Annotated in this window: 14 protein-coding genes; 9 read left to right on the top strand and 5 right to left on the bottom strand. The window is 68.7% G+C overall.

Annotation, left to right across the window (positions count from 1 at the left end; all coding sequences use genetic code 11):
* The first annotated feature begins 228 nt into the window (after positions 1-228).
* Positions 229-1,044 carry an SDR family NAD(P)-dependent oxidoreductase gene (locus tag DS843_RS26420; protein ID WP_149471814.1) on the top strand — a complete coding sequence of 272 codons (816 nt, stop codon included), beginning with the start codon at positions 229-231 and terminating at the stop codon, positions 1,042-1,044.
* 17 nt (positions 1,045-1,061) lie between these two features.
* Here DS843_RS26420 and DS843_RS26415 read toward each other — a convergent pair whose 3' ends face one another.
* The gene (locus DS843_RS26415; RefSeq protein WP_149471813.1) at positions 1,062-1,736 is read right to left on the bottom strand and encodes a septal ring lytic transglycosylase RlpA family protein; all 675 of its coding nucleotides are present in this window, start codon (positions 1,734-1,736) and stop codon (positions 1,062-1,064) included.
* 141 nt (positions 1,737-1,877) lie between these two features.
* On the opposite strand from DS843_RS26415, the gene DS843_RS26410 reads away from it, so the two are divergent.
* The 3 genes from DS843_RS26410 (at position 1,878) to DS843_RS26400 (ending at position 4,529) form a co-directional block, all read left to right on the top strand.
* Positions 1,878-2,855 carry an alpha/beta fold hydrolase gene (locus DS843_RS26410; RefSeq protein WP_149471812.1) on the top strand — a complete coding sequence of 326 codons (978 nt, stop codon included), beginning with the start codon at positions 1,878-1,880 and terminating at the stop codon, positions 2,853-2,855.
* 97 nt (positions 2,856-2,952) lie between these two features.
* A complete protein-coding gene (locus DS843_RS26405) occupies positions 2,953-3,966 on the top strand; it encodes a DUF6352 family protein (protein WP_149471811.1) in 1,014 nt (337 codons plus the stop codon).
* 128 nt (positions 3,967-4,094) lie between these two features.
* Entirely contained in the window at positions 4,095-4,529 is a 435-nt protein-coding gene (locus DS843_RS26400) for a bacteriohemerythrin (protein WP_167525477.1), read from the top strand.
* Between the two features lie 54 nt (positions 4,530-4,583).
* Here the strand turns inward: DS843_RS26400 and DS843_RS26395 are convergent, their stop codons facing one another.
* Positions 4,584-5,060 carry a PRC-barrel domain-containing protein gene (locus DS843_RS26395; RefSeq protein ID WP_149471809.1) on the bottom strand — a complete coding sequence of 159 codons (477 nt, stop codon included), beginning with the start codon at positions 5,058-5,060 and terminating at the stop codon, positions 4,584-4,586.
* A 528-nt stretch (positions 5,061-5,588) separates the two neighbouring features.
* On the opposite strand from DS843_RS26395, the gene DS843_RS26390 reads away from it, so the two are divergent.
* On the top strand, positions 5,589-9,305 hold the full coding sequence (locus DS843_RS26390) for a vitamin B12-dependent ribonucleotide reductase (RefSeq protein WP_149471808.1): 3,717 nt from the start codon (positions 5,589-5,591) through the stop codon (positions 9,303-9,305).
* A 116-nt stretch (positions 9,306-9,421) separates the two neighbouring features.
* Here the strand turns inward: DS843_RS26390 and DS843_RS26385 are convergent, their stop codons facing one another.
* Positions 9,422-9,904, bottom strand: a complete 483-nt coding sequence (locus DS843_RS26385; protein WP_149471807.1) for a bacteriohemerythrin — start codon at positions 9,902-9,904, stop codon at positions 9,422-9,424.
* Positions 9,905-10,102: 198 nt separating this feature from the next.
* On the opposite strand from DS843_RS26385, the gene DS843_RS26380 reads away from it, so the two are divergent.
* Complete coding sequence (locus tag DS843_RS26380) at positions 10,103-11,650, top strand: S10 family peptidase (protein ID WP_149471806.1); 1,548 nt, start codon at positions 10,103-10,105, stop codon at positions 11,648-11,650.
* A gap of 87 nt (positions 11,651-11,737) precedes the next feature.
* Here DS843_RS26380 and DS843_RS26375 read toward each other — a convergent pair whose 3' ends face one another.
* Positions 11,738-13,603 carry a flagellin N-terminal helical domain-containing protein gene (locus DS843_RS26375; RefSeq protein ID WP_149471805.1) on the bottom strand — a complete coding sequence of 622 codons (1,866 nt, stop codon included), beginning with the start codon at positions 13,601-13,603 and terminating at the stop codon, positions 11,738-11,740.
* A gap of 373 nt (positions 13,604-13,976) precedes the next feature.
* On the opposite strand from DS843_RS26375, the gene DS843_RS26370 reads away from it, so the two are divergent.
* On the top strand, positions 13,977-14,444 hold the full coding sequence (locus DS843_RS26370; protein WP_149471804.1) for a RidA family protein: 468 nt from the start codon (positions 13,977-13,979) through the stop codon (positions 14,442-14,444).
* A gap of 89 nt (positions 14,445-14,533) precedes the next feature.
* Positions 14,534-15,736 carry a GNAT family N-acetyltransferase gene (locus DS843_RS26365; RefSeq protein WP_149471803.1) on the top strand — a complete coding sequence of 401 codons (1,203 nt, stop codon included), beginning with the start codon at positions 14,534-14,536 and terminating at the stop codon, positions 15,734-15,736.
* On the opposite strand, the gene DS843_RS26360 is transcribed toward DS843_RS26365, so the two are convergent.
* The gene (locus DS843_RS26360; RefSeq protein WP_149471802.1) at positions 15,730-16,206 is read right to left on the bottom strand and encodes a nucleoside deaminase; all 477 of its coding nucleotides are present in this window, start codon (positions 16,204-16,206) and stop codon (positions 15,730-15,732) included. The two genes, DS843_RS26365 and DS843_RS26360, sit on opposite strands and share 7 nt — an antisense overlap.
* 177 nt (positions 16,207-16,383) lie before the next feature.
* On the opposite strand from DS843_RS26360, the gene DS843_RS26355 reads away from it, so the two are divergent.
* Complete coding sequence (locus DS843_RS26355; RefSeq protein ID WP_149471801.1) at positions 16,384-17,694, top strand: pentapeptide repeat-containing protein; 1,311 nt, start codon at positions 16,384-16,386, stop codon at positions 17,692-17,694.
* The last annotated feature ends 4 nt before the right edge of the window (positions 17,695-17,698 follow it).

Here is a 17,698-nt window from a genome sequence, read left to right as displayed (position 1 = left end):
CCTCTTTCGAAAGAGGAGGACAGTCGACGCGCTCCGCCTATTTCGGCGGTGCCGGCGATTTCAGCTCCGTGACAGTAAAGGGTCGGCGCGCGGTCAATTGATTTGTGTACTGATAAAAGGGCGTGCTGCGCCGCGGAATGCGGGGCGACTCGGGGGCGGCGGCTTGACTTCCCGGCTCCGCGGCCAACCGTCACCTTTCATCCACCGAACCGCTACGGAATCCGACCCATGCCCCACCGCTTCGCGCTGGTCACCGGCGGCACCTCCGGCATCGGCGCCGGTTTCGCCCGTGCCCTGTCCGCCGACACCGGCCTCCTGCTGGCCGCCCGCAACGCCGAGGCCCTGACCGCCACCAAGGCGGACCTGGAGACCGCCGGTCGCCGGGTGGAGGTGCTGGCCGCCGACCTGACCACCGACGAGGGGCGGAACGCCCTGATCCAGAAGGCGGAGACGCTGGAGATCGACCTGCTCATCAACAACGCCGGGTCGGGCGCCTTCGGGCCGGTGCTCGACAACGCACCGGAGGCGGAGCGGGCGACGGTGGAGCTGAACGTGGTGGCGACCACGGTGCTGACCCGCGCGCTGCTGCCCGGCATGATCGACCGGGCGGCCCGCGACGGACGGCGTGCCGGGCTGATCCTGCTGTCGAGCACGGCGGCCTTCCAGCCCATCCCGTTCCTTGGGACCTACTGCGCCAGCAAGAGCTTCATCCTGGCCTACGGCGAGGCGCTGGCGGCGGAGCTGAAGCGCAAGCCGGTCGATGTGCTGGTTCTGTGCCCCGGCGCCACCCGCACCGACTTCGGCAAGCGGGCCGGCTTCGCCCTGAACGCGCTGCCGGGGGCCGCCGACCCGCTGGACGTGGCGCGGGAGGGGCTGCAGGCGCTGGGGCGCCGCACCGTGCATGTGCACGGCTTCGGCACCCGCAACATGCTGCGCCCCTTCCTGTGGTCGCGCCACGCGGCGTCGGGTGGGCTGGGTGCCCTTCTGGCCGCCTTCGACCGCGGCCAGCGGGCGGGACGGACCTTCCGCCCGCCAAGGGTTTGAGCGCCCCGGATTTGAGTCTAGCGGTCCGATCCGGAGCCGGATTGCCGGTCGGCGCCGGACGAACCGGACCCGGACGAACCGGACCCGGACGAACCGGACCCGGACGAACCGGACAGGGCGGCGCCGTTCCTCTTCCTCTCGGACCCCGGCTGCTCCGCCACCTGTGTTTTGTCGGCGGTCTTGTCGGCTTTCTCGGCCTTGGCCTCGACCTTTTCCTTCACGGCTTCGGTCGGCTGCTCGGACGGCTTGGCCTCGACGCGGACCGGGGCCACGCCGTCCTCGATCATGTCGATCTGCTTGGCGGCCTTCTTCGAAAGGTCGATGACACGCCCATCCACATAGGGGCCTCGGTCGTTGACGATGACGTCGACGCTCTTGCCGTTGTCCTGGTTGGTCACGGTGACCTTGGTGCCCAGCGGCAGTTCGCGCGAGGCGGCGGTCGGCTTGTTCTGGTCGAACCGCTCGCCGCTGGCCGTCTTCCTGCCGTGGAACGAGCCGCCGTAGAAGGACGCCTCTCCCTCATGGACGATGACCGGTTCGCCCTCCTCGGTCCGCTCGACGGCGATCGGCGGGACCGACGCGTCCTTGGGGCTTTGCGATTTGGATGAGGGCTGTGCCTGGGCGACGGCCATGGGGGACAGGGCCAGGGACAGGGCGCAGAGCGCCACGGACAGTTTATGCGCCATGTGCATTCGCATGTACCTCCCATTCGGACATGGACAACATCCAAGGGAGGACGGGGGTTCCGCCGGATGGCCGGCCTCATGCCACGGGCTGGACCCGCCCGGCCCGTTGATGCTTCAATCATTCCCTCGACGATGGAGAGCGCAGGAATGGCCTTGTCCGTGGCTGATCTGGGGGCTGATCTGGGGGCTGATCTGGGGGCTGATCTGGGGGTGGAGCCGCGGTTCGGCTGGGTGACGATGGAAGACGGGACGCGCTTGCGCACCGCCCATTGGCCGGCGACCGCAAGCCCGCCGCGCGGCACCGCTCTGCTGCTGACCGGACGCGCGGAGTTCATCGAGAAGTACCGGGAGACGGCGGGGGAACTGCTGGCCCGCGGATTCCAGGTCTTCGGCTTCGACTGGCGCAACCAGGGCCTGTCCGACCGGCCCCTGTCCAACCCGCAGATCCATCATTTGGACAGCTTCGACACGCTCGCCGGCGATCTGGAGGAGGTGGTGGAGCGGCTGGTCCGGCCGCGGCATGAGGGGCCGCTGCTGCTGGTCGCCCACAGCATGGGCGGGCTGGTCGCCCTGATGGCCCTGCTGCGCGATCCCGACCTGTGCGACGCGGCGGTTCTGACGGCGCCCATGTTCGACATCTTCACCGGCCCGGTGCCGCGCCGCATGGCGGTCTGGCTGGCCGAGCGCCTCTGCACCCGCGGGCGTGCCGCCGAATACGCCTTCGGACAGAGCGACTACAACCCGGTGGAGGGGCTGTTCACCCCCGTCAACCCGATCACCTCCGACCCCCGCCGCTACGCCGCCTTCCACGACGCCTTCCGCGACCGGCCCGAGCTTCGGGTGGGCGGGGTCAGCTTCGGCTGGGTGCGGGCGGCGCTGCGCGCGTCCGACCACATCCGCTTCACGGCGCCGCTGGAGCGGGTGACGACTCCCATCCTGCTGCTGAGCGCCCCCGCCGACGCCGTCGTCCGCTCGGACTCGCACCGGCTGGCCGCGGCCCGGCTGGGCAACGCCGTTCTGAGGGAGTATCCCGAGGGCAGGCACGAGCTTCTGATGGAGCGCGACGGCATCCGCGACCGGGTGTGGGCGGACATCGACGAGTTCCTGGTCTCCGTGCATCTGTAGGCCGGGCTGTGCTAGGTCCTTGGCGCGGGCCGTCACCCGCCCACATGTGAAACGTTTCACGCCTAAGGGTCTGCCTTCCATGTCCGATTTTTGGCCCATGTCCGATTTTTGGAAAGAGTCCGGTTTCCATCTGCTGACGCGCGACGCCGACGGCTGGCTGGCGGTCACGCCGGACTTCCTGCGCGCCTATCTGATGCGGCCGGAGATGCGCCCGCCCGAGGACGCCTGCGAGACCGAGCACACGCTGTTCGCCGGTCTGCTGGACGATCCCGCGCGCCCCGTCCCGCCGGGCATGGTGGAGGCGCTGGCCGATGCGGACGCGCGGGAGAACTGGGCGGTCTGGCTGGGCTTCCGCGACCGGCTGCTGGCCGCCGGCACGGTCGAGGGCTGCTACCTCCGCCTGTTCCGCGAGGGCGCGCGGGGCGTGCCGGGGCTGTTCATCGACCAGATGGCCCATGTGATCCTGCGCAGCGTCCTGGACGGCACGCCGTCCGGCCTGCGGGCGCGGGCGGGGGAACTGTTCTTCCGGCCCCAGACCGTGTCGCTGGACGACGGGCGGGTCCGGCTGGCCGACAGCGAGACGGTGGAGATGCTGGCCGCGACCGGCGGCTTCGGCAGCCTGGGCCGGCTGGTGGTGGAGGCCGGGACCGCCCCGCGCTCCGTCGATCTCGACATCCTCGACGAGACCAATCACTCCCGCTACTGGGAGCGCGATTCGCGGCACGACACCGTGCTGGACGTCACCTTCGCCGCGGCGGGGCTGGACGCGCTGTGCCGCGTGCTGGAAGGCTGGGTGAAGCATTTCCTGGGGGTGGGGGTGTCGATCCAGCCGGTGCAGCGGATCAGCGACGAGCGCTGGGTCTGGCATGTCGGTCTGGACGGGGAGGCCACGGCGATCCTCAACGACCTCTACAACGGGGCCGACGTGGGGGAGGAGCGGCTGGCCCGCATCCTGTCCCTGTTCCGGCTGGAGTTCGCCGATCCCTCGGCCATGCGCGCCGACATCGCCGGGCGGCCCGTCTATCTGGCCCTGGCGATGACCGCCGACCGCAAGCTGCGCCTGAAGCCGCAGAACCTGCTGGTCAACCTGCCGCTGGCGCGGGCGAGCTGAGCGGCGGGCTCATATCCATAGTGTAAGTGTGTCTATTTGCCGCCCCCGGTTGCGGGCGGGCGCGCGTTTATAACGTCGTTTCCTGAGGGGGAAACGCCATGCAATTAAAAACAATGCAGCCAAAAACGATGAAACCGAATCTTGCCGATCCGCGTTGGGAGACGGTGGCTTGGCAGGATGGTTTCGGGGTCGGGCATCCGGTGATCGACGCCGACCACCGGCGCCTGTTCGAACTGTTCAACGAATTCGTCACCGCGGTGAACCAATACCGCGCGGACAGCGAGATCCAGGACGTTCTGGCGGAGCTTCTCGACTACACCGACACCCATTTCGACCGGGAAGAGACGCTGATGCGCCAGCACGGCTATCCCGGCTACGACGCGCACAAGGCGCTGCACGACAGCTTCATCCGCCAGCTTCACGACGTGAACAGCGCGCTGGACGCGGGCGGCGAGAAGGGCGCCTTCGTGCTGGGCTTCCTCGCCAAATGGCTGTCCGGCCACATCCTGGGCGTGGACAAGACGCTGGGCGCCTATCTGCGCGAGCGTGGGGTGGAGGCGTAAACTGGAAAACCCCCTCCCGCCTCGGGACGGAAGGGGGAATGGCCGCTTGCGCCGTTACTGCTTGTTCTGCTCGCCGCTGCCGCTGTTCTTCGGGCCGCGGTTCAACGAGGTCATGCTGTCGCTGTACTCGAACGCCGGCATGTCGCGGACGCTCGCCTGGGTGACGTCCCGCAACGTGATCGGGCCGTTGCCCGGCAGGACGTCGGCCAGAGCGATGTCCGCCGCGATCTCCTTGCCGCCGATGCCGAGGAAGCCGCCGCTCTGGATCACCAGGAGCTGGGCGTTTCCGTCCGGGCCGAGAATCACGTCCGTCACCTTGCCGATCCGCTCGCCGTCGGCGCCGATCACCGTGCGGCTCATCAGATGCTCGACGCTGGCCCCCTGCGGCGCGGCGCCCGGACGGGAGGTCTCGCTCTGGTCCATGATGACCGAATTCTGGGCCGGGGCGGAGCCGCCGGCGCCGGTCTGGGCCACCGCGGCGCCGGTTGTCAGCGCCAGGGCGGACAAGGTCGCGATCACCGTCTTGTGCATGGAAGGTCTCCTCTCTCCACGGAACCGCCCCTTCCAACCGGGGGGAGCGCGAAAGGTCACGCCCGCGCGCCTGTGACATGAAGGAGCGACTCGGGGACCGTTCCGGAGGCTCCGCGGCGGGGCCGGTCCAGGGCGCAAAGGAGGGGCGATGGGGGAGGGGCGGGAGAAGGGCGTACCGCCGATTCGCTCCCCGTGAATCCTGCGGTTCCACGGCCCCGCCGACCCCGCGAAAATGACGGATTCCCTACAGGAAGCGGCCATCGGGGACCTGCGCCGCGGCTCTAAATGTAGGGGGTCGGCGGTTTGCCGCGGGAACCGCTCGGGGGGTGGCCCGTTGTACAGGGCGCGCCATATCTAGGAGGCAAGCCCGCGTCAAGCACACAATATGTTGGGTCGGGTCTTGCTTGGCCCAAAGCTTGAGGCTAGGATGCGCACCAACATACAGGGTGTTGCGTTCGTCAGCCAGCGCGAGCTGAGCCGCACGGAGCGCGACGCCTTTGTTCGCCAGCCAGAGGGAGCACGAGTCACATGCGGGTCCAGCGTCGTTTCACCAAAGAGGGTCAGGATGCTTACGCCGCTCTCGGCTTCCGCCGCACGACGAGCGAGATCCGCAACCCTGACGGCTCTGTGGTCTTCCAGCAGACGGACATCGAGGTTCCCGACAACTACAGCCAGGTCGCCAGCGACATCCTGGCCCAGAAGTATTTCCGCAAGGCCGGCGTTCCGGTCGCCCTGAAGGCGGTCGAGGAGAACACCGTCCCGTCCTGGCTGTGGCGCAAGACCGCCGACGAGGCGGCGCTGGCGGCCCTGCCGAAGGAGAAGCGCTATTCCGGCGAGAAGTCGGCCAAGCAGGTCTTCGACCGTCTGGCCGGCACCTGGACCTACTGGGGCTGGAAGGGCGGCTATTTCGACACCGAAGCCGACGCCCGCGCCTTCTTCGACGAGATGCGCTTCATGCTGGCCGCCCAGATGGCCGCCCCGAACAGCCCGCAGTGGTTCAACACCGGCCTGCACTGGGCCTACGGCATCGACGGCCCGAGCCAGGGCCACTTCTACGTCGATTTCAAGACCGGCCTGCTGACCTCCTCGGCGTCCGCCTACGAGCACCCGCAGCCGCACGCCTGCTTCATCCAGTCCGTCGCCGACGATCTGGTGAACGAGGGCGGCATCATGGACCTGTGGGTCCGCGAGGCGCGCCTGTTCAAGTACGGCTCCGGCACCGGCTCCAACTTCTCCCGCCTGCGCGGCGAGGGTGAGAAGCTGGCCGGCGGCGGCAAGTCGTCGGGCCTGATGAGCTTCCTGAAGATCGGCGACCGCGCGGCGGGCGCCATCAAGTCGGGCGGCACCACCCGCCGCGCGGCCAAGATGGTCACGGTGGACATGGACCATCCGGACATCGAGGCCTACATCGACTGGAAGGTGACCGAGGAGCAGAAGGTCGCCGCCCTCGTCACCGGCTCCAAGATCTGCCAGCAGCACCTGACCGCCATCATGGCCGCCGCCCAGGACGGCCAGGACCCGAAGGTCAACAAGGAGCTGAAGAAGGCCGTCGGCGCCGCCCGCAAGGCGCAGGTGCCGGAGAACTACGTCCAGCGCGTGATCCAGTTCGCCGGGCAGGGCTTCACCAGCATCGAGTTCAAGACCTACAACACCGATTGGGATTCGGACGCCTACCTGACGGTGGCCGGCCAGAACTCCAACAACTCGGTGCGCGTCTCCGACGACTTCATCCAGGCCGTCCTGAACGACGACGAGTGGAACCTGATCCGCCGCACCGACGGCAAGGTCCACCGGACGCTGCGCGCCCGCGACCTGTGGGACAAGGTCGGCTACGCCGCCTGGGCCTGTGCCGATCCGGGCGTGCAGTTCGACACGACCATCAACGACTGGCACACCTGCCCGGCCTCGGGGCGCATCAACGCCTCGAACCCGTGCTCGGAGTACATGTTCCTCGACGACACGGCCTGCAACCTCGCCTCGCTGAACCTGATGTCGTTCCGTCTGAAGGACGGGTCCTTCGACGTCGAGGCGTTCGAGCACGCCTGCCGCCTGTGGACCATGGTGCTGGAAGTCTCCGTGCTGATGGCGCAGTTCCCGTCCAAGGAGATCGCCCAGCTTTCCTACGAGTTCCGCACGCTGGGCCTGGGCTTCGCCAACCTCGGCGGCCTGCTGATGGCGTCGGGCCTGTCCTACGACTCGGCGGAAGGCCGCGCCTACTGCGCCGCCATCTCCGCGGTGATGACCGGCGTCGCCTACGCCACCTCCGCCGAGATGGCGCAGGAGCTGGGCGCCTTCCCGGCCTATGAGCAGAACCGCGACCACATGCTGCGGGTCATCCGCAACCACCGCCGCGCCGCCTACGGCGAGATGGAGGGCTACGAGGGCCTGTCGGTCAAGCCGGTGCCCTTCGTCGCCGACGAGTGCCCGGAGCCCGAGCTGGCGATGGCCGCCGTCCGCGCCTGGGACATGGCGCTGGAACTGGGCGAGCAGCACGGTTTCCGCAACGCCCAGGCCACGGTGGTCGCCCCGACCGGCACCATCGGTCTGGTCATGGATTGCGACACCACGGGCATCGAGCCGGACTTCGCTCTGGTGAAGTTCAAGAAGCTGGCCGGCGGCGGCTACTTCAAGATCGTGAACCGTCTGGTGCCGGAGGCCCTGCGCACGCTGGGCTACACCCCGGACCAGATCGCCGCGATCGAGCGCTACGCGGTCGGCCACGGCACGCTGAAGGGCGCGCCGGGCGTCAACCACGAGACGCTGGCGGCCAAGGGCTTTCCGGCGGAAGTTCTCGAGAAGCTGGAGGCCGGTCTCGCCACCGCCTTCGACATCAAGTTCGCCTTCAACCGCTGGACGGTCGGCGCCGACGTCATCGTCGACACGCTGGGCATCCCCGCCGAGCAGATGGACGCGCCGGGCTTCGACCTGCTGACCGCCCTGGGCTTCACCAAGGCCGAGCTTGAGGCGGCGAACACCTTCTGCTGCGGCGCCATGACGCTGGAGGGCGCGCCCTTCCTGAAGGACGAGCACCTGCCGGTGTTCGACTGCGCCAACCCCTGCGGCCGCATCGGCAAGCGCTTCCTGTCCTGGGAATCGCACATCACCATGATGGCCGCCTCGCAGCCCTTCATCTCCGGCGCCATCTCCAAGACCATCAACATGCCGAACACGGCGACGGTGGAGGAGTGCAAGGACGCCTATCTGCTGTCCTGGCGCCTGGGCATCAAGGCCAACGCGCTGTACCGCGACGGCTCCAAGCTGAGCCAGCCGCTCTCCGCCGCCCTGCTGGACGACGAGGAGGACGCGGTCGAGGAGATCGTCGAGGCGTCGAACGCCGCCCGCAGCCAGATGGTGTCCGAGCGCATCGTCGAGAAGGTCATCGAGCGCATCGTCGAGCGCAAGCGCACCGAGCGCGAGCGCCTGCCGCACCGCCGCAAGGGCTACACCCAGAAGGCGACCGTCGGCGGCCACAAGATCTACCTGCGCACCGGCGAGTATGAGGACGGCCGCATCGGCGAGATCTTCATCGACATGCACAAGGAAGGCGCCGCCTTCCGGTCGCTGATGAACAACTTCGCCATCGCGGTGTCCATCGGCCTGCAGTACGGCGTGCCGCTGGAAGAGTTCGTGGAGGCCTTCACCTTCACCCGCTTCGAGCCGTCGGGCATGGTGACCGGCAACGACACCATCAAGATGGCGACCTCGGTCATCGACTACATCTTCCGCGAGATCGCCATCTCCTACCTGGGCCGCACCGATCTGGCGCACGCCACGCCGGAGGATCTGGTGCCCTTCACGGTCGGCAGCGGCGACAAGCAGGGCGACCTGCCGGAGACCGGTTCGGTTCAGCCGTCGGACATCGTCCGCAAGGTCGCGTCCACCGGCTATGTCCGCAACAACCTGCGCGTCCTGAACGGCGGGCAGACCCAGCGGGCCTCCGCCGCGGCGGCCCTGGCCGCCACCGGCACCGCCCAGGCCACGGCGTCCGCCGCCCACGCGGCGGTGGTGACCAGCCCGGCGGTCGGCGCCGCGGTGGTCCATGCCGGCGGCACGGCCCCGGTCGGCGGCACCACCGGCACGGCCTACGGCGGCAGCAGCAGCGACCAGCGCTACGACCGCATCCGAGAGGCGCGCGCCCGTGGCTACGAGGGGGATCAGTGCGGGGAGTGCGGCAACATGACGCTTGTCCGCAACGGCACCTGCCTGAAGTGCGACACCTGCGGCTCCACCACGGGCTGCAGCTGAGGCCAGCCGGTTCCATCCCCGGCATGGCGTGGAAAAGGGGAGGTCCTCGGACCTCCCCTTTTTTCATGCGCGCCCCGCCGAGGGCGCGTTCCGGCGCGGGACTGAAATCAGACGGATCAGACGGGGATGTTGGGGAAGACCCGCCCGGAGATTTGGGCATCGGCCGGCTCCGCCGGAACGGCGCCGCGCTCCTTCAGCCAGCGGGCGAACTGGCGGTCGGCGGAGTTGATGTGCAGCATCAGCCATTGCGGCAGGAAGGTCGCCAGATAGTCGGCGATGTTCTCCTCCGGCACGTTGCCGGTGGTGAAAACGTGCAGTTGCTCCCAGGCCAGGGAGTGCTGGACCAGATGATCGGGCAGGAAGGGATAGCCGGCCTCTTCCATCACCTTCTGCTCGCTGGCGAAATGGATCTCGGTGTAGACCACCGCCTCGGCCAGCGTGCGGTAGACCTCGTCGCGCGAACGGCCTTCGGCGACGGCGGCCTGGAACGCCTGGACCAGCCCGATCCAATGCTTGTGCTGGTCGTCGATGTCCTCGATGCCCAACGCAAGATCCTCGCTCCAGACGAGATCCTGGAAATTCTCGACGGGCATGTCCATGATCGGCAAGGCTCGGCCTAAAGTGTTAATGATTCGGTCATAATAGTTCGGGTTGTAAGTGCATCAACGGTTTGGGCTGAGATAAATTGTCGCAGGATCGAGCGATGACCGTGGCGTGAGTCCGGGGAGCGTCCTTGCCGGACGGTGGCTGCGGGTCAATATGCGGGGCCTGTGCCGACACAGCCGACGGGATGCGCCATGAACCGCCGACTCCGCCTTCTGCCGCTGCTCGCCCTGATGGCGCCGCTGGCCCTGCCGCCGCTCCACGCCGCACAGGCGCAGGAGCCAACGCCGAAAGCGGCGGAGCGGTCCGGCGGCGCGTTCGACGCCCAGCGCAGCGAGACCCAGCACCAGTTGCCGCTGCCGTCCGGCCCGGTCGCCTATACGGCGGTGGCGGAGTTCCTGCCCCTGCGCGACGGCCCGCGCGACGAGGTGGCGGCCCGCGTCTTCACCGTCTCCTACACGCTGAACGGCGCGCCGCGCGGCCGGCGGCCCGTGGCCTTCGTGTTCAACGGCGGGCCGGGGGCGTCCTCGGCCTATCTGCATCTGGGGGCGCTGGGGCCGAAGGTGGTGGGCTTCAACGAGGACGGGTCGCTGACGCGTCCGCCGGCCCCGCTGCTTGACAATCCGGACAGTTGGCTGGCCTTCACCGATCTGGTCTTCGTCGATCCGGTCGGCACCGGCTACAGCCGCGGCGTCCGGCAGGATGGCGACCGCGAGGAAGGGAACCGGAAGGACGAGGACCCCGGCAAGCGCTTCTGGTCGGTCGATGCCGACAGCCGCTCCATGGCGGAGATCGTCCGGCTGTGGCTGACCCGCAACGGGCGCTGGGAGTCGCCGAAATTCCTGGTGGGGGAGAGCTACGGCGGCTTCCGCATCGCCAAGATGGCGAACCGGCTGATCGACGACACCGGCATCGCGGTCAACGGGCTCATCATGGTCTCCCCGGTCGTGGATTTCGCCACCATCCGCGGCGGCGGGGGGCTTCTGGTTCCGGCGCTGCGGCTGCCCTCCTACGCCGCCTCCGCCGCCGCCAACGGGCTGGTCCCCGGCACGCCGGAGCAGGCGGCGGAGGCGGCGGAGCGCTACGCGTTCAACGGCTATCTCACCGGGCTGGCGGGGCTGGACCATCGCCGGGCCGACGCCGCGCGGGGCTTCTTCGCCGAGGTGGCGCGGACCACCGGCCTGCCGGAGGATCTGGTGACCCGATTCCGCGGGGACGTTCCCATCGACATCTTCGCCCGCGAGCTGCTGCGCGGGCAGGGGCGGATCGCCAGCGTCTACGACGGCACCTTCACCGCCGCGGACCCCGATCCGTCGGCGGCCCGCATTCCCTTCGATCCCTTTCTGAAGGGCACAGTGCCGACCTACACCACCGCCTTCGCCACCTACGCCCACGAGTGGCTGGGTGTGCGGACGGAGGTGCCGTTCGACCTTCTCAGCGACCGGGTGAACCGGGGCTGGGAATGGCCGCGCTCCGGCCAGCCGAGCGCGGTGGACGACCTCCAGACCGCCCTGACGCTGCAACCCGCGCTGCGGGTGCTGATCGCCCATGGGCGCACCGACCTCGTCACGCCCTACATGGCGTCGCGCTGGGTGGCGTCCCGCCTGGAATTGCCGGAAGGACAGGCCGACCGGGTGGCGGTGACCGTCCATGAGGGCGGGCACATGATGTACACCCGCGCCGCCGGCCGGGCGGCCCTGGCCGCCGACGCGCGGGCGCTGGTGGAGGCGGCGCTGCGGTAGCGGGGCAAAAAGAAACAGGCGCCCCGGTGGGGGCGCCTGCTGCGCAATGCGTTGCTTCGGCCTGTGGTCGCCGGCTGACCTTGCCGGTTAGAACAGACGCAGGATCGACTGCTGCGACTGGTTGGCCAGCGAGAGGGCGATGGTGCCGAGCTGCTGACGGGTCTGCAGCATCAGCAGGCTGGCGCCTTCCTCGTTCTGGTCGGCCAGCGTCAGCTTGTTGGCGCCTTCGACCAGCACGTCGCTGAACTCCTTGGTGAAGGTCTCGCGGGTTGTGATGATGTTCAGGTTGGTGGACAGCGTCTGCGACGCCGACCGCAGCGTCTGCTTGGCGTAGTCGATGCTGGCCACCGCCTTGTCGATGTCGGAGCGGTCGGTCCAGTCGTTCTGCGCGTAGTCCAGACGCAGGCCCTGGCCGCTGGTCGACAGGTTCTGGGCCTTCACCGTGATCGCGTTGGTGTTGCGCTCGTTGAGCTGCACCGTCAGGTCGTTCGAGGTGTTGGCGTCGGTCACCTGCACCGTCACCAGGTTGGCCGCCGAGTTGGCCGAGGCCGCCTGCTTGATGGTCTTCTGGTCGACGTTGAAGCGCACCGTGCCGGTGTCGAACGCGAAGGCGTTCTCGCCTTCGGACAGCTTGCCCTCGCCACGGTTGGACATGCCGTCGCGGGTCACCGTCGAACCGTTCAGGTTGCTGACCTGGATCTGGATGTCGACCTTCTTCTCGATGGTCGAGATGCCGTTGCCGCCGTTGGAAGCCTGCTCCAGCAGCTTGCGGTCCACCGTGAAGGACACGACCGTGCCCGACGCGAAGCTCTCGGAGATGCGCTTGGTCAGCGAGTTCTCGGCGCTGGCCTTGACGGTCATCTCGCGGGCGGCGTTGGTCGTCGTCGCACCGGACAGGGTGATCGTGCCGGTGGCGTTGACCGACACCGTCTGGACGTCCTTGCCGCTGAGGCGGCCACCAGTGTTCAGGGCGTTGGAGATCGAGGCCTGGAGCTGCGAGGCGATGTTGGCGCGGGCGTCCTGGCCGACCGCGACGTCACCGGAGGTGGCGGTGTAGGTGAAGGTCTGGTCTTCGACCGTGATGGTGAAGCTGTCGCCGGCTTCGACCGTGCCGCCCAGAGCCACCTGGGTGACCTGCGCCGTGCCCGTCCGCGCCGCTTGGGTCATGTTGGCGGCGATGGACTGGCTGTTGTCGAAGTAGGTGATGGTGCGCGATTCCTTCCCGTCGGTGACGATGAAGGACCGTTCGCGGCCCGCGGCGCCGCGGACCTCGATCTGCACGTCGGAGAAGCTGCCGAGCGAGGTGGTCATCGTGCCGGACAGCTTCAGGCCGACCAGGCCGTGGGCCATTTCGGCGCTGTTGATGTCGCCGGCCGCACCCTCGATGGAGCCGTCGCCCTTGACGCGCACCGTGTAGATGTCCGGGGACACCACGTTGGTGACGCGGGCGTTCTCGATGCCCTGGATGGTGTTGACGGCGCGGCGCGACGCGCTGGTGGAGTCCATGCGCAGGCCGTTGCCGGCCAGCAGGTTCTTGCCGGCATAGCCGCTGTCGCCGGCGAGCTTGTCGATCTGCTCCTTCAGCGCGTTGAACTGCGAGGCCAGAGTCTTGCGGGTGGCGACGGAGCCGGCGTCGTTGCCCAGAGCGGAATAGGCGGCGGTGGTCAGACCGCGAGCCTGCTCGATCATGCTTTCGATCGCGGTCACGCCCTTGTCGGCGGCCTTGATGGTGCTGATCGACTGACCCATGGCGTCCTTCAACGACGACAGGTCACCGGCGCGCTGGTTCAGGCTCTTCGCTGCGAAGAACGAAGTCGGGCCGTCGAGCGCCGAGTTGATCTTGTTGCCGGTCGAGAGGATGTTCTGCTTGACACCGATCTTGTCGTTCACGCTCTGCAGTTGCAGCAGATTCGTGCGCATTGACGCGGTGAGTGTGACGTCGTTGATGGCCATGGTTCCAAGTCTCCTTCTGAGGCTCGCCCCGCGGCTGGTGCTTGAAACCGAAGCGAGGCAACGTGCATTTGCGCAGCCCTCCTCTATCAAGACCCGTGCCAACTTCGAGACAGGTTGGTAAGTGACTGTTGTAAAAGGAAATGACCGAAGCTTACGCGGCGGGCCGCCCGTCGGCGGCGGGACGGTCCTTTCCGGGGCGGCGGAAAGTTTTGCCGGGCAGGAACGGCGTTGCCGCCCAGACTCCGGGACAAATCTTCCCAGTTGGACGGTGTGCGAACGGTGCCGGTAAGCCCTTGGTGGCGGCGTCCGGGGCGGCTATCGTCGGTCTGTTCCGGGCGCCGGGGCGCCCGCAAAGAAGACGGAGGGATGAAGCATGGCCGGACGCATCGAGGCGCGGCTGAAGGAACTGGGGATCGAGCTGCCGCAGGCGGCGGCCCCGGTGGCGGCCTATGTGCCCTACACGCAGTCGGGCAGCACGCTCTACGTGTCGGGGCAGGTCACCGTGTGGAACGGCGAGCGCCGCTTCATCGGCAAGCTGGGCCAGGATTTCACGGTGGAGCAGGGGCAGCAGGCGGCGCGGCTGTGCGCCCTGAACATCATCGCCCAGGCAAAGGCGGCCTGCGGCGGCGATCTGGACCGGGTGGTGCGGGTGCTGCGGCTGGGCGGGTTCGTGAACGGCACCCCGGACTTCCACGACCAGCCCCTGGTCATCAACGGCGCGTCGGAACTGATGATGGAGGTGTTCGGGGATGCCGGGAAGCACGCCCGCGCCGCCGTCGGCGCCCCGTCGCTGCCGGGCAATGTGGCCGTCGAGGTGGACGCGATCCTCGAACTGGCCTGATCGCGGCCCGGCTTGAGGATGGGGAGGCGGGCCTTGCCGCAGCGCGGCGGCGCGCCCACCTCCCTCGGCGTAGCCGCGAAGGAGGGAGCATGCCCGTCGGCAAGGACACCGGCGCCGGGGACGGCATCACGGTCAAGGTCCTGACCGGCATCGGTCTGGCCGACCCGCAGGACTGGGACGCCTGCGCCGGGCCGGGCAACCCGTTCCTCAGCCACGCCTTTCTTCTGGCGCTGGAGGAATCGGGATCGGTCACCGGCCGCACGGGATGGCAGCCCAGCCATCTCGCGGCGCTCGACGGGGCGGGCCGGATCATGGGGGCGGTGCCGCTCTATCTGAAGAACCACTCCTACGGCGAGTATGTCTTCGACCACGCCTGGGCGCATGCCTACGAGCGGGCGGGAGGACGCTACTACCCGAAGCTCCAGTGCGCGGTGCCCTTCACCCCGGTGCCGGGGCCGCGCCTCCTGGTCCGGCAGGATGTGGGGAGGACGGGCGCGGGGGAGGCGGTCGCCAACGCGCTGATCCAGGGGATGGAGGAGGTGGCGCGGCGCTACGGCGTGTCCTCCGTCCATGTCACCTTTCCGGAGGAAGGGGACTGGCGCCGGCTGGGCGAGGCCGGCTGGCTGCTGCGCGAGGGCGTGCAGTATCATTGGGAGAACCGCGGCTATGCCAGCTTCGACGACTTCCTGGGGACGCTGAATTCACGCAAGCGCAAGGCCATCCGCAAGGAACGGCGCGAGGTCGCGGACAGCGGCGTGCGGCTGCACAGCCTGACCGGAGCCGACCTGAAGCCGGAGCATTGGGACGCCTTCCACCGCTTCTATCTGGAGACCGCCGACCGGAAATGGGGCGGCGGTTACCTGAACCGCGCCTTCTTCCGCTTGCTCGGCGAGACCATGGCCGACCGGGTCATGCTGGTGATGTGCGAGGACGGCGGGGAGTGGGTGGCCGGCGCCTTGAACCTGATCGGGACGGAGGCGCTGTACGGCCGCAACTGGGGCTCCGACGGGCGTTACCGCTTCCTGCATTTCGAGGCTTGCTATTACCGCGCGCTGGACTTCGCCATCGAGCGCGGCCTGCGCCGGGTCGAGGCCGGCGCCCAGGGCGAGCACAAGATCCAGCGCGGCTATCTGCCGGTCCCGACCTACAGCGCCCATTGGGTGGCCGATCCCGGCTTCCACCGCGCGATCGCGGATTACCTGCGCCGCGAACGGCCCGGCGTGGCGGCGGAGCGGGAAGCGTTGATGGAACTGTCGCCCTACCGCCGGGGCGAACCGGGAAGCGATCAGTAAGGCACGCGGTCGGGCTTGGCGGCCCATTCGTCGAAGACGGCGCGGGCCTCGTCGGCCAGAAGGCGCTGCATGGGAATCGCCCGCCGCTCCAGCGGCAGGGCGATCTCCGTGTAGAGGAAGGCGTCGTCGAAGCCGATGGCCGCCGCGTCGTCGCGCGCGTTGGCGTAGACGATGCGGTCGATCCGTGCCCAGTAGATCGCCGCGAGGCACATGGGGCAGGGCTCGCAACTCGTGTAGACGGTCGCCCCTATGAGGCTGAAGGTGCCGAGATCGCGGCAGGCGTTGCGGATCGCGACAACCTCGGCGTGCGCCGTGGGGTCGTTGGAGGAGGTCACGCAATTCCAGCCCTCGCCGATGATCCGCCCGTCCCGCGCGATGACCGCGCCGAAGGGGCCACCGGCGTTTCCCTGCATGTGGGCGCGGCTGAGTTCGATGGCGCGGCGCAGGCACTCGGTGTCGAACGTCGTCATACGCTGTCTCTCCCGACCATGACCATGATGGCGTTCAAGGGGTTGGCGGTCACCGGCACCGGCGGGCCGGCATGAGCGCTCGGCAATGCAGGGGCGGCGGACAATCGGGGATTTCCTCTTTACTGATAGTACACAAGGGGTAGTGTGGGGGGAACAGCCGACCGACGGAACCGCCCGATGACCGACCGCACCATGGAATTCCTGAAGCAGGTGCGGGATCATCTACTCTACCTCAAACTGAAGCCGGGCGGCGTGCGTCTTCAGGCGAAGGGCGTGGATCTGTCGAGGCTGCGGCTGAAGGGATTCAACCTCCAGACCGCCGTCCTCACCCAGGGCAATTTCTCCGATGCCCAGCTCGAAGAGGTCAGCTTCGCCATGTCCGACCTGTTCGGGGCGAATTTCAGCCGGGCGAAGCTGGCGGGCTCCTCCTTCGCGCGGGCGGACCTGCGCGGGGCGAATTTCCAGAAGGCCAACCTGACCCGAACCGACTTCGAAGGCGCCGACCTCCGCCCCGGTCAGATCCTGGCCTATCGCGGAAGCCGTGACGCGGACGAGGAGGACAGGCTGCCCGCCAACCTGACGGGCGCGCGGATGGACGGCGTCAGCTTCAAGGGGGCCGACCTCAGCCACGCCGAACTGGCCGGCACATCCATGGCCGGCGGGGATTTCAGCAACGCCAACCTGTTCGCCGCCAATCTGGCGGGCGCCGACCTGACCGAGGCGAACTTCACCGGGGCCAAGCTGAAGCGCGCGGTGCTGAACGGCGCCACCCTGACCCGCGCCGTCCTGCGCAACGCCGACCTGCGCGAGGCGACCCTGCGCAACGTGGACCTGACGGTGGCGGACACGCTGGGCGCCAACCTGAACGGCGCCGTCTATATGAGAAACGCGGACGCTCTGCCGATGCCGGTCCGCAGCGTGCTGGACGCGCACATCCTGTGGATCAACAGCGGCGGGCGCGCCGGGCTGCGGGCGGACTTCTCCGGCATGGAGCTGCGTGGGTTGGACCTGACCGCCTGCGACCTGTCGGGCGGCGTCTTCCGCAACGCCAATCTGGACGACGCCCGGCTGTCCAACGCTTCGCTCTCGCTGGCCGATTTCGGCGGAGCCAGTCTGCGCCGGGCGCGGCTGGACCAGGCGGTGCTGACGGGGGCGAACCTGAGCGGGGCCAACCTGAGCGGGGCGGACGCCCATGGCGCCGATTTCGGCATGGTGGACCTGCGCAACCCGGACGGCACCCCGACCGGGCGGAGCTGGCCCGCCAACCTGATGGGCGCCACCCTGGCCGCCGCCGACCTGCGCGGCGCGCGGCTGACGGGGGCGAAGCTGGCCGGCGCGAGCTTCGAGATGGCCAACCTCGCCTCCGCCGACCTGCGCGGCTGCGACGACGCGGCGGCGGACCTGTCGAAGGCCAGCCTGACGGGTGCCCGCCGCGGCCCCCTGGAGACGCGCCCGCCGCGCGAGGGCGGCGGGCTCATCGCCCTCTGATGGC

The sequence above is a fragment of the Roseomonas genomospecies 6 genome (genome assembly GCF_008365375.1).
Taxonomy (GTDB): Bacteria; Pseudomonadota; Alphaproteobacteria; order Azospirillales; family Azospirillaceae; genus Azospirillum.
This window is presented reverse-complemented; position numbering and strand designations above follow the sequence as displayed.